Genomic DNA, 12,055 nt, shown 5'->3' on the forward strand with positions numbered 1-12,055 from the left:
GCATGGTGTTCCAGCACTTCAACCTGTTCCCGCATCTGACCATTCTGGAAAACTGCACGCTGGCCCCGATCTGGGTGCGCAAGACGCCGAAGAAAGAGGCTGAAGAGCGCGCGATGCACTTCCTGGAAAAGGTAAAAATCCCCGAACAGGCCGATAAATACCCCGGCCAGCTTTCGGGTGGTCAGCAGCAGCGTGTGGCGATTGCACGAAGCTTGTGCATGATGCCGCGTATCATGTTGTTCGATGAACCGACCTCGGCGCTGGACCCCGAGATGATCAAAGAGGTGCTCGACACCATGATCGAACTGGCCGAAGAAGGCATGACCATGCTCTGTGTGACCCACGAGATGGGCTTTGCCCGTCAGGTCGCCAACCGCGTGATCTTTATGGATGCGGGCCAGATCGTGGAACAGAACGAGCCGGAAGAGTTCTTCAACAATCCGCAGAGTGAACGGACCAAACTGTTCCTCAGCCAGATTCTGGGTCACTAAGCGATCTGAAACCAAATGGAAGGCGGGGTATTGCCCCGCCTTTTTTATTCCAGCAGCTCGCGCGGAATGACGAAGCCTAGAACTTTTCCGCTGTGCCATTGAAGTTCGGCCCAACCGCCAATGTCAAATTCCATGACGGTTGTCGCGCAGGTCGGATAATCCAGAAACCGTGGATGTGCCGGAGCGTCCTGAACCAGCCGCTGCGCAAACTGGGCAATCCCCGGATTGTGTCCCAGCATCAAGACCGTCTGTCCCTTCGCATCAAACAACTGGCGTAACATCTGCTCGGGACCTGCCAGGTAAAGCGCGTCCTGAAAACGGACATGCTCAGCAGTCATCCCCATCCTGTCCCAGGTTTCACGGGTGCGGGCCGAGGTCGAACTCAGCACTTCATCCGGTATCCATCCATGAGCGTGCAGCCATTCGGCTATCGCGGGGGCTGACTTGCGTCCGCGCTTGTTCAGCGGTCGCGCATGGTCATCTAGCATCGGGTTGTCCCAACTGGATTTGGCGTGGCGTGTCAGGATCAATGTGCGGGTCATGACGGGTGGAACGACCTCATGTGATGGGCTGACTGTTCTGATGTACGTCCCGCGCCCGCGCTAAGAGGACAGGCAAGCCGGGCAAGACATCCGCCGGTCATGCAGGTCTGCCCTTGGGGCGTATTCAAATGGTTGTGACAGGCAGAGACGTCATAGAACTCTTGTGCGTTCAGGGCACCGACGGGGCAGGCTCGCGTACAGGGCGCGTCGCAGGTGGCGCAAGGGGATTGCCCCGGTGCGTGCGGGATATCGAATTCATCGGCAAAATGCAGTGCACCGCGATATGAAATCATCATGCCAACGGTATCGTGCACCAACGCGCCCACCGGGCTGTTGAAGGTGCGCCCGGATTTCAGGGCCCAGTCGATGAAAGGGGCATAAGGTGGCCCGCCAAAAGGGAAAAAGACTTCGGCACCAAGTTTCTGGGCTATTCCGCCAATCACTCTGGTCGACCAACGGTCAACCGGATCCGGCTTGCCCCATTCGGGGGATGCCTTCAAGACTGGCCAGAAGTCCCTTCCGGCCCCCAGAAGGACCAGCGTGCCGGTATCAAGCTGTTTGGCATCCACTTTGCGAGGATGCAACGCGCCCATGACGATCAGCCCCTCTCGATGAGCGACTTCAACGATGTGGTCATAGGATGCTGCATTTGGGTCAGAGGAAGGTTGCACAAGATTGGCCATATTTCATCCTTCCTCAAACCGATCAGTCCGGCCGTATCAGCGACCCGGCCCCGTGTTCCGTGAACAGCTCAAGCAACACCGCATTTGGTGCGCGTCCATCCAGGATCACCACGGCCCGAACACCGCTGTGCAGCGCGTCCAGGGCAGTCTCGGTCTTGGGGATCATACCACCTGCGATCGTGCCTTCACGGGTCATCTCGCGGATCTGTCCGGCCTTGAGTTCGGTCACAACATCACCGGCAGCGTTCTTTACGCCCGAGACATCTGTCAGCAGCAGCAGCCGGTCGGCCTTCAGGGCCGAGGCGATTGCACCTGCCGCCGTGTCGCCATTGACGTTGAATGTTTCACCACTGCGACCTGCGCCCAAAGGAGCAATTACCGGGATCACATCATGTGAGAACAGGTCTTGCAGGATTTTGGGGTTCATTTCAGCAGGGGTGCCAACAAACCCAAGCGATGCATCGGTTTGGTCACAAACCATCAGGTTTGCATCCTTGCCAGACAGTCCAACTGCCGACCCGCCCTGATCGTTGATCGCTTGCACGATGCGTTTGTTCACCAGCCCGGACAAAACCATTTCGACCACTTCGACGGTTGCGGTGTCGGTCACACGCTTGCCGTTCACAAACTCAGACTGGATGTCCAGCTTGTCCAGCATCGAGTTGATCATCGGACCGCCGCCATGCACAACCACCGGATTGACCCCAACCTGACGCATCAGAACCACGTCGCGGGCGAAGCTCTCCATCGCCTCATCGCTGCCCATCGCATGACCGCCCAGCTTGATGACAACAATAGCCCCGTCATAGCGCTGCAAATAGGGCAGAGCGCTGTTGAGTGTAGCTGCGGTGGCGATCCAGTCCCGGTTCATATCTCGTGTCTTCATGGCTAAAGTCCCTTTGGAGACCTGTGTTAGGGCCTTTGCCTGGCCCTGCCAAGTGCGAAGCTATTCCAGATGCGCAATGATCGAGCGCAGGGTCGCGATACCGTCGCCTTTCTCGGAAGACGTCAGCACGATTTCGGGGAAAGCTGCGGGATGCTTGGACAAGGCGGCGCGTGTTTGGTCCAGCACTTTTTCGCGGTCCTTGGCTTTAACCTTGTCGGACTTGGTCAGAACGCATTGAAAGGTCACGGCGCTGGTGTCCAGCAGCTTCATGATCTCGGCATCCACCGGCTTCACGCCGTGGCGCGCATCAATCAGCACAAAGGCGCGGCGCAAGGTCTGGCGACCGCTGAGATACTGTTTCAGCAGTTTTTGCCACTTCTCCACCACCTGCAGAGGGGCATTGGCGTAGCCATAGCCGGGCAGGTCCACCAGATAAAGCTCGGGGCCTTGGGTGAAATAGTTGATTTCCTGCGTGCGCCCGGGCGTGTTTGAGGCACGCGCCAGACCCTTTGTTCCGGTCAGCGCGTTGATCAGGCTGGACTTGCCGACATTCGACCGGCCTGCAAAGCAGACCTCCAACCGATCGGGGGTGGGCAGGCCGTTCATGGCGACCACGCCTTTGACAAATTCAGAAGGGCCCGCAAACAGTTTGCGCCCGCGTTCTTTGGAAAAGTCATCCGGCTCTTCAGCCAGTGGAAACGGAAGCGAAGTCATAGCACGCGTACCTCATCATTCAGGCGGATTTCACCGCCCTGAATTACTTCGGCGTAAACACCGAAATCCTGATGGCCCCAACTGCTCAGCGCGCTCAGAGTATCCGCGTCGCGCGCGCCGGTCTCGGGGTTGGCGGTGGTGGCCATGCAGCGTGTAATGCGTTCGCGGATGCGGAATACGGCCTGTCCAACACGGACGTCGCGCCCCAACCAGTCAAACTCTTCCCACAAGGGCAAGCCGTCGAACCAAATGTTTCCGCGCCAGCGGACGGTCGACAGCGATTGATCAAGCTTTTGCTCGACCGCGCGGTGGGATGCCATATTGCACAGGCTGATAGATGGGAAATCGCTATCCGTCATGCCACGTCCTGGAACCCGGACAATTCGGGCGGATGCTGCGCGATCGGCGGGCATCAACGGTTTAACCCATTCCAGGAAAACCTCTTGTTCGGTATCCGGGGCAAATTTCAGATCAGACCGCTTGGGGTGGCGGAGTGTCACTTGCTCTCCGTGCAACTCGGCCGTGATCGCTGCCAACTCGGGTGCTTTTGCGACGCGGCTGAAATTTGAACACGGGGCCCAGTCGGATCCATCTGTCTTGGCGGCTTCGTGTGCAACCGCCCAAACGCGATCCCCGGGCATGGTCTGCCCGGGGATGACTGTGACTTGGCTCAGGGCTTCACGCCCGTGACTTTTGATTGGGTGACGCCAGAGGTCAGAGACTGTCCCGCTCATTTGTTGTCCGTATTTGGCGTCTTCTTGAAGCCGGACTTGATATTCCCGAACACGTCCGGGGTGTAACCCTGGCTGCGCATGATCAGATACTGCTGAATGAACGTGATCGTGTTGTTCGCAATCCAGTAAACAACCAGACCACTGGCGAACCCACCCAGCATGAACATGAAGACCCACGGCATCCAGGCAAAGATCATCGCTTGTGTGGCGTCAGTTGGTGCCGGGTTCAGTTTCTGCTGCAGCCACATCGAGATACCCAGCAGCAAAGGCAGGATGCCAATGAAGATCAGCGCCATTAAGCTTTCAGGCGCGGGCGCGGCCCAGGGCAGTAAGCCAAAGAAGTTGAAGATCGAGGTTGGGTCTGGTGCGCTGAGGTCCTGGAACGGGCCAAACCAAGGGGCCTGACGCAGTTCGATTGTGACAAAGATCACCTTATACAGCGAGAAGAAGATGGGGATCTGCAACAGGATTGGCAAACAGCCTGCGGCAGGGTTTACCTTTTCCTTCTTGTACAGCTCCATCATGCCTTGCTGCATCTTTTGGCGGTCGTCGCCTGCCGCCTCTTTCAGAGCTTCCATCTGCGGCTGCAATTCTTTCATCTTCGCCATTGAGACGTAAGACTTGAAGGCCAGCGGCAACAGGATCGCTTTGATGATCAGTGTCAGGCCGATGATCGACCAGCCCATGTTGCCGATCAGCAGGTTGATATTGTGCAGCAACCAGAAGATCGGTTTGGTCAGGAAGAAGAACCAGCCCCAGTCGATGCTGTCGATGAATTTCTGCACGCCCTCGGACTGATACTCGCGGATAGCTTCCCATTCCTTGGCACCGGCGAACAGGCGTGTTGTGACCTGCGCTGTTTCCCCAGCACCGATCGTCATCGTTGGTTTTTTGATGTCTGCCTGATAGACGCCGTTGCGCGCGTTGAACTTGGCCGACGACGTAAACACGGAGCCTTGTTGAGGAATGAGCGTTGTCATCCAGTAGTGATCGGTAAATCCAATCCACCCTTCATTCATGTTTTCGAAGGTCTCGGATTGATCCTGAAGATCACCATAGTCGACTTCGGACAAAGTGCCATCAGCCATGCCGATCAAACCTTCATGCAAGATGAAGAAGTTCTTGGTGTCAGGAATATCGGCATCCGGGCCAATGCCATGTCGGGCAAGAATCCCATAGGGCGCCATGGATACAGCTGTGTCCGAGGCGTTTTCAACCGATTGAGTCACCGAGAACATGTAGTTTTCGTCCACCGAGATCGTGCGGCGGAAGGTCAGGCCGTTGCCGTTCTCCCAAACCAGACTCACTGGGCTGTCAACGCCGAGGGTTTCGCCCTGTTCGACGGACCATATGGTGTTGGGGCCGGGAACATCATTGCCACCCAGGCCCGTGCCCGGGGCCCAGCCGTAAAGCGCGTAATAGGCTGACTCGGTCCCCACCGGTGACAGCAGTTCGACAATCGGAGAATTGTCAGCCAGCGAAACCTTGTAGTCTTTCAGCGATAGCTCATCGATGCGACCACCGGCCAGAGACAGGCTGCCGGTCAGGCGCGGCGTGTCGATGTCGATCCGGGGCGCCTGCGCCTCGGGCTCAGCTTCGGTTGCCGTCGCGGTTGCTTCAGCGGCAGTGCTCGTGTCAGCGGCGCTTGGCGTCTGAACCTCATTGCCTTCGACGCTGGTAATTTCAGCTTGTTCCGGCGCAGGTGTGGGTTCCGGTGGAGGGAACAGCACAAACCAGACCAGGATCACGAGAAAGCTGAGCGCGGTTGCGAGGATGAGATTCTTGTTCTGATCGTCCATCGGGGACAGCCACCTTGAGCAGTGAAAGACACCCGCAGGGTTCAACAGAGTGCAGGCCCAAAGGTCAAGCGGAATCGCCCGTCATTTCGTCACGTACTGGTCTTCTTTGCCCCGATTTGGGGTTCTTTAACCTGTTTCCCGTCCAATTTTGGGCATGCCAGCCAATTTGTTGCGATAAGACGTGATCCAGTCCGTGGTTTTTTCGAAGGGCATGGGCTTGCCAATGCCAAAGCCCTGAACGTGATCGCAGCCCAATTGCGCCATGAGTGCATGCTCGCCCGGTGTTTCGACGCCTTCGGCCAGTGTTTCCAGATTCAGTCGTCCAGCCATGGTCAGAATGGCACTGGCCAGTTGCTGCTGGCTGGGGTCTTGATCGGCTTTGGTGACAAAGGATCGGTCGATCTTTATGCGCGACACGTGGAACCGCTTGATGGATGCGATCGATGCATGGCCGGTTCCAAAATCGTCCAAATCAATACAGCACCCCAGCGCGGCCAGTCCGCTGACATTGCGGGTGATGACATCATCTGGTCGACGAGAGAAAACCGTTTCAAGCACTTCGACAGCCAGCCTGTCGGGTGTCAGGTCGAATTGGTCCAATTCCCATTTCAAACGGTCGATCAGGCCCGGATCGCGCAGCTCTTCGGAGGAAAAATTGATCCCGATACGCGGTACCTGCAAATTGGACTGATCCCAGGCACGCAGGGCCGAAAAAGCATAGTGCCGCACGGTTTGCCCCAACCTGCCCATTAGATCGGCGTGTTCGGCAAATGGCAGGAAGACGTTGGGTCCAAGAATACCCTTTTTGGGATGCTCCCACCGGGCCAGCGCTTCGAAACCTGAAATACGTCCGGTATCGGTCGAAACCTGAGGTTGAAACCATGGGCGAATTTCGCCACTGCTCAGGGCTGTTTCAAACTCCTTACGCAGATTGATGCGGATCTGTGCGCGCCGTCGGGTCGCAGAGGAAAAGGCGCGAATCGTGGATGGCCCGTTTTGTTGTGCCTCAAGCAGGGCATTGTTGGCACCGTCACGCCAGTCCGTGGCCGAGCCGTCCGGAAAACTGCTGCTCAGGCAGAACCCGATCGAGCAGGACATGTAGACGCCCGTGCCATTTAGCATGATTGGTTCTTCGATGGCCGATTGCATTCGACCTGACATTTGGATGCATGCCTCAAGATCCAGTTGCCGCGCAGGGCGCATAACCACCATCATCTTGTTTTCACCAATGTGCGTCGCACAGTCGCTGGTGCGGATCATGGACATGACACGCGCGTAAAATTGCTGCGCGACATGGTTCGCGGCGGCCTGCCCGTGAAGATCAAGCAACGCTGTGTAATCATCCAGAACCACTGCAAAACACGCAGAATCTTCGCCGGTGCGACGGGCTTCGGAAAACACCTCTGTCAGCGCTGACGCGAAGTGATCGTTTGACAAAAGCCCAACTGCGACCCCGCGTCGCGGACAGGACTGGGCGTTCGAAAACGCCGTGAACCCGGCTATGGCCAAGGGCATGCCCAATGCGACCAAAACCAAGGCACGTTCGCCCACAAGCCAGAACGCGCCCAAACTGAGTGCCGGGATAAACGCAAGTGCAGATGGACCGTTCAGAACGGTTTTCAATGATTGAAAGAAACGGTCGAAAGTAGAGTGGTTCCGCATCGTGCTTTGGGCCTTGGGCATAAATGACACGCCACTGAGCCTAGGAAACCAGTCTGAGTTAGTCGTTAACGCAGCTGCGGAATCTCATCTGCGATTGAGGTTTTTTCGTCAGAGTTTATTGAAAGATTAATGAAATCAAACAGTTTTGCGTCCAAAAGATGCGAGGGACGCGCATTTGTTAACGCACGGAACATAACCTGACGCCGACCGGGGCTGTTCTTTTCCCATTGGTCGAGAATCTGTTTCACCTGCTGGCGCTGCAGCCCGTCCTGACTGCCGCACAGGTCGCAGGGAATGATCGGGTATTGCATTGCGTTGGCGAATTTCTCGCAATCGGCTTCCGCGACATGGGCAAGCGGGCGGAAGACAAACAGATCCCCCTCTTCATTCACCAGCTTTGGCGGCATGGTGGCCAGACGACCGCCATGGAAAAGGTTCATGAAGAATGTCTCAAGAATGTCGTCGCGATGATGGCCCAGTACGACAGCGGAACATCCTTCCTCCCGCGCAATGCGATACAAGTTGCCGCGACGCAGGCGTGAGCACAGCGCGCAATAGGTTCGTCCCTGCGGAACCTTGTCCATCACAACGGAATACGTGTCCTGATACTCGATCCGGTGTGGCACACCCATGCGATCCAAAAACTCTGGCAGGACTGTCGCGGGAAAGCCGGGTTGGCCCTGATCCAGATTGCACGCCAGCAGGTCGACGGGCAGCAAGCCACGCCATTTGAGTTCGTAAAGAACGGCCAGCAGCGTGTAACTGTCCTTGCCGCCCGACAGGCAGACCAGCCAGCGCGGGGGTTTGCCATCCTTGTCATGTGCGGACGGATCCACCATCCCGTATTGCTCGATCGCTTCACGGGTTTGGCGCACGATGCGTTTGCGCAGCTTCTTGAACTCGGTGGTCGAAGGCGCGCCAGCAAACAGCGGGTGGATATCGTCTGCATCATCAAACATGCGCTGCCCCTACAGCAGAAGGCGCAACCGGGCAAGTGGCGGATCAGCCGAGGCGGGCCAGCAATGCGTCAGTGTCCAACCCGGCAACTGCGCCAGGAGTGCGACCACTCTGCCCGTTCAAACGCGTGGCAATGAAGCCGTCCGCGACGGCACCCGGTGCGTGACGCAGCAGTTGTGCCGCCGTCAACAGCAAGGCCGTGTGTTCAACGTACCAGCGTGCCTCAGCTTCGGGCGGCAATCCAGGCCAGCGGCTGTGATGTGCGGTCAGAGCCGCATCAAAGCCCCTGTCGACGCCCGTCGCAGTGTCCAGTTCTGCCTGCAAAGCCTCGGCAGCCAACGGCTCGCGTGCCAGTGTCCTCAGGATATCCAGGCAAATTACGTTACCTGACCCCTCCCAAATGCTGTTCAGAGGTGCCTCGCGGTAGATCAACGGCAACGGTGTGTCTTCGACATATCCCATGCCGCCCAGCACCTCCATCGCCTCGACGACAACGACAGGGCAGCGTTTGTTGTTGATAAACTTTGCCAAAGCGACAGCGATCCGAGCAAAGGCTTTGTCTTCGGGCCGTTTGCCGTCAAAGGCTTCGGCGACGCGCATCCCCAGGGTCAGGGCGCCTTCCCAGTCGAGTACAAGATCAGCCAGCACGGCGCGCATCAGCGGTTGATCAATCAATCGGCGTTGAAATGCGCTGCGATGCGTCACCCAGTGATGCGCTTCGCCAAGCGCGGCACGCATCAGCCCTGCCGGAGCCATTGCAGTATCGAGCCTCGTGTGGTGCACCATTTCCAATATGGTGCGCACGCCCGCACCTTCGCCCCCCAACTGATAGGCCAGAGCGTCGTGGTATTCGATTTCCGCAGATGCGTTGGATTTGTTGCCCAGCTTGTCTTTCAACCGCATCAGATGGATCGCGTTACGTTCCCCCTCCAGCCATCGGGGCAACAGAAAACACGTCAAACCACCGGGGGCCTGTGCGAGGGTCAGAAACCCGTCTGACATCGGAGCCGAACAGAACCATTTATGCCCCCGCAGCCGCCAATGATCCCCGTCGCGTGTCGCCACGGTCGTATTGGCCCGCACATCCGAGCCGCCCTGTTTTTCGGTCATGGCCATGCCCAGCGTTGCGCTGGATTTTTCGGCGATAGGGCGCGTTGAAGGGTCGTAGTTCCGCGCCGTCAACCGTGGAGCCCAGACAGAAGCGATCTGCTCGTTGACGGCGAGTGCTGGAACCGCCGCATAGGTCATCGTCAAAGGGCAACAATGCCCGGGTTCGACCTGTCCAGCCAAATAGACCATCGCCGCGTGGGTCGCATGGCCGCCGGACTGTCCGTCCCAGGCCAGAGCTGCGTATCCGGCGGATTGGCTTATCTGCATCATCTGGTGATACGCGGGGTGAAACCGCACTTCATCCAAACGTCGACCGCCCTGATCGAAAAGCCAAAGTTCAGGGGGGTGCCGATTGGCATCGCGGCCCAAGCCCCGCGTTTTTTCGGTTCCCAGCGATTTTCCATAAGCTGCCAAGTCCGCACCGCGCGCACCCGATGCGATCGCGACGCTTTGCAAGACCGGGTCAGATGACCACAGATCGGTATCACCGCGCACAGGCGGCTGATTCAGGACATCGTGGGTCGGCAGACTATGGCGCGCGTGGGATGGCATCCGGACCTCGGGTTGTACGGATCCAACTGTTCCGGCACCGGGCGCAGCGGTCAAGTCTGACGAGGGGTCAGGATGAACGCTCGTGTTGTTTGCAGTCGGGCACGGGGTCGTAGCCATCGCCCCCCCATGGATGGCAGCGGCAAATTCGACGCGCCGCCAGATAGGATCCTTTGACCGCCCCGTGTTTCTCAAGCGCTTCAAGCGCATAGGCTGAACATGTTGGCTGATAGCGGCAGTTGAACCCGACCCAAGGGCTAAAGATCAGCCGATACGCCCGAACGGGCAGGGCGACGATATGTGACAGAAGGGTCATTTGCCCGAAGCATGTACCTTGCGCAATGCATAGCGCAAGTCACCCAACAGTGCGTCGTAGGGGCGACTGGCCGTGACCTCGGCGCGGCCGATCAGAACGTAATCCCACCCATCGCGGCCCGCCTCGGGCAAAATGGCTCGCGCAGCTTCGCGCAGGCGGCGCTTTGCTCGGTTGCGCGCGACTGCATTGCCGACTTTCTTAGAGCAGGTGAAACCAACGCGAATGCCGCAGGCTTCGTCGGGCGCACGTTTGCGGGCCTGCACCATCATGGAAGATGTGCCTTGCCGCCGCGCTCGTGCAGCTTTCAGGAAATCTGATCGGTTTTTGAGAACCGTCAAAGACAGCGGCGCACAAACGGACGCCGCCGGGGGCGTGTTCCCGGGGTGGTGTTTACCATCCACAGGGGCCTCCGGCGGCGTCATGTTCATAACCTGATCGGTGAGCGGTTTACGCGCTCAGCGACTTGCGGCCGCGTGCGCGGCGTGCATTCAGGATCTTGCGGCCGGCCTTGGTGGCCATGCGCGCGCGGAAACCGTGGCGGCGTTTGCGAACCAGGTTCGAAGGCTGATAGGTGCGTTTCATCGCTCCGTCTCCAATCTATAGCGGTCGGGTGCGGCGCGGATTCGCCTGGCCCTAGTGTTCGAAGCCCGTCCTCTACTGCTAAGCGAGGGGTAAGTCAAACCCCAACAGCGGGGTTTTCGCGCGTTTTGCAACAATTCTGTAACCGCAGCGGCGAAAAGATTTCAAAACACCCAAATATCGAAGGAATCTCTCACATTCGGGGCCACAAAGATCAAGGCCCCGTGATCCCCCTGTTGCTGGACCGCCCGGCAGCGCATCTTGAGCACAAGATGAAGCAGAATGAACCGGAAAACCTTATGTCCGAAACAAGCCAGGCACCGCGCAGCGGGTTTGCGCGCCATATTCCATTTCTGGTTATCCTTGTTGTTGCCATCGCGGGGTTTTTCACGCTTGGCGATTACCTGAGCTTTGAAACCCTGCGCGACAATCGCGAGGCTTTGCTGGCTTGGCGGGACGGTCACTATTGGGTCATGGTGGCTGCCTTTGTCGCCATTTACATCGTCATAGTTGCGTTCTCGTTGCCGGGGGCAGCGGTGGCGTCGATGACGGGTGGGTTCCTGTTTGGCCTGTTTGCGGGCACGATTTTCAACGTTGTGGCAGCGACTATCGGAGCCTCAGCGATTTTTCTGGCTGCACGCTGGGGGTTGGGTGAGTCGCTGACCGCCCGGTTGGAATCTTCGGAAGGGACGGTCAAGAAACTGAAAGACGGTCTGCGCGAGAACGAGATCTCGGTCCTGTTCCTGTTGCGGTTGGTGCCGGTTGTTCCGTTCTTTGTGGCCAATCTGGTGCCTGCTCTGGTTGGCGTAAAGTTCCGCAACTTCCTGATTACCACGGCGCTGGGCATTATTCCGGGCGGGATAGTCTACACGTGGATTGGTGTGGGGCTTGGCGGTGTGTTCGACCGCGGTGAAACCCCGGATGTGTCGTTATTGTGGGAGCCGTTCGTAATCGGGCCAATTATCGGCTTGTGCGTTCTGGCCGCTTTGCCCATCGTTATCAAAGCCTTGCGTGCAAATAAGGACAGCTAAGC

At 58.0% G+C, this 12,055-nt stretch carries 14 protein-coding genes; 2 read left to right on the forward strand and 12 right to left on the reverse strand.

The genetic code is table 11. From position 1 onward, the window contains the following. On the forward strand, nt 1–491 hold a 491-nt coding region (locus AC2FNU_RS13910; RefSeq protein WP_496789398.1), incomplete at its 5' end, for an amino acid ABC transporter ATP-binding protein. Between the two features lie 44 nt (nt 492–535). On the opposite strand, the gene AC2FNU_RS13915 is transcribed toward AC2FNU_RS13910, so the two are convergent. From AC2FNU_RS13915 to rpmH, 12 genes are all read right to left on the reverse strand, one after another. Beyond that, entirely contained in the window at nt 536–1,033 is a 498-nt protein-coding gene (locus AC2FNU_RS13915; protein WP_496789400.1) for a SixA phosphatase family protein, read from the reverse strand. Continuing rightward, the gene (locus tag AC2FNU_RS13920) at nt 1,030–1,716 is read right to left on the reverse strand and encodes a ferredoxin (RefSeq protein ID WP_496789404.1); all 687 of its coding nucleotides are present in this window, start codon (nt 1,714–1,716) and stop codon (nt 1,030–1,032) included. The genes AC2FNU_RS13915 and AC2FNU_RS13920 overlap by 4 nt, the downstream gene beginning before the upstream one ends. 22 nt (nt 1,717–1,738) lie before the next feature. After that, nucleotides 1,739–2,602, reverse strand: coding sequence for an acetylglutamate kinase (gene argB, locus AC2FNU_RS13925; RefSeq protein WP_496789406.1), 864 nt, complete (start codon nt 2,600–2,602; stop codon nt 1,739–1,741). Between the two features lie 60 nt (nt 2,603–2,662). Beyond that, nucleotides 2,663–3,316 (reverse strand): ribosome biogenesis GTP-binding protein YihA/YsxC, encoded by a 654-nt coding sequence (gene yihA, locus AC2FNU_RS13930; protein WP_496789408.1) that lies wholly within the window; start codon nt 3,314–3,316, stop codon nt 2,663–2,665. Next, a complete protein-coding gene (locus AC2FNU_RS13935; RefSeq protein WP_496789411.1) occupies nt 3,313–4,050 on the reverse strand; it encodes an MOSC domain-containing protein in 738 nt (245 codons plus the stop codon). The genes yihA and AC2FNU_RS13935 overlap by 4 nt, the downstream gene beginning before the upstream one ends. Continuing rightward, complete coding sequence (gene yidC / locus AC2FNU_RS13940) at nt 4,047–5,849, reverse strand: membrane protein insertase YidC (RefSeq protein ID WP_496789413.1); 1,803 nt, start codon at nt 5,847–5,849, stop codon at nt 4,047–4,049. The genes AC2FNU_RS13935 and yidC overlap by 4 nt, the downstream gene beginning before the upstream one ends. 126 nt (nt 5,850–5,975) lie before the next feature. Beyond that, nucleotides 5,976–7,511 (reverse strand): putative bifunctional diguanylate cyclase/phosphodiesterase, encoded by a 1,536-nt coding sequence (locus AC2FNU_RS13945; protein ID WP_496789466.1) that lies wholly within the window; start codon nt 7,509–7,511, stop codon nt 5,976–5,978. Nucleotides 7,512–7,576: 65 nt separating this feature from the next. Continuing rightward, nucleotides 7,577–8,470: a tRNA 2-thiocytidine(32) synthetase TtcA gene (gene ttcA / locus AC2FNU_RS13950; protein WP_496789418.1), complete on the reverse strand. Its 894-nt coding sequence runs from the start codon at nt 8,468–8,470 to the stop codon at nt 7,577–7,579. 43 nt (nt 8,471–8,513) lie between these two features. Beyond that, nucleotides 8,514–10,130 (reverse strand): acyl-CoA dehydrogenase family protein, encoded by a 1,617-nt coding sequence (locus AC2FNU_RS13955; RefSeq protein ID WP_496789469.1) that lies wholly within the window; start codon nt 10,128–10,130, stop codon nt 8,514–8,516. A 67-nt stretch (nt 10,131–10,197) separates the two neighbouring features. Beyond that, complete coding sequence (gene yidD / locus AC2FNU_RS13960; RefSeq protein WP_496789424.1) at nt 10,198–10,443, reverse strand: membrane protein insertion efficiency factor YidD; 246 nt, start codon at nt 10,441–10,443, stop codon at nt 10,198–10,200. After that, a complete protein-coding gene (rnpA, locus tag AC2FNU_RS13965) occupies nt 10,440–10,865 on the reverse strand; it encodes a ribonuclease P protein component (RefSeq protein ID WP_496789426.1) in 426 nt (141 codons plus the stop codon). Before rnpA ends, yidD begins: the two co-directional genes overlap by 4 nt. 25 nt (nt 10,866–10,890) lie before the next feature. After that, entirely contained in the window at nt 10,891–11,025 is a 135-nt protein-coding gene (rpmH, locus tag AC2FNU_RS13970; RefSeq protein ID WP_005980833.1) for a 50S ribosomal protein L34, read from the reverse strand. A gap of 296 nt (nt 11,026–11,321) precedes the next feature. On the opposite strand from rpmH, the gene AC2FNU_RS13975 reads away from it, so the two are divergent. Continuing rightward, nucleotides 11,322–12,053 (forward strand): TVP38/TMEM64 family protein, encoded by a 732-nt coding sequence (locus AC2FNU_RS13975; RefSeq protein WP_496789470.1) that lies wholly within the window; start codon nt 11,322–11,324, stop codon nt 12,051–12,053. Nucleotides 12,054–12,055: the final 2 nt, after the last annotated feature.

The organism is Ruegeria sp. BHSB064 (assembly GCF_059613205.1).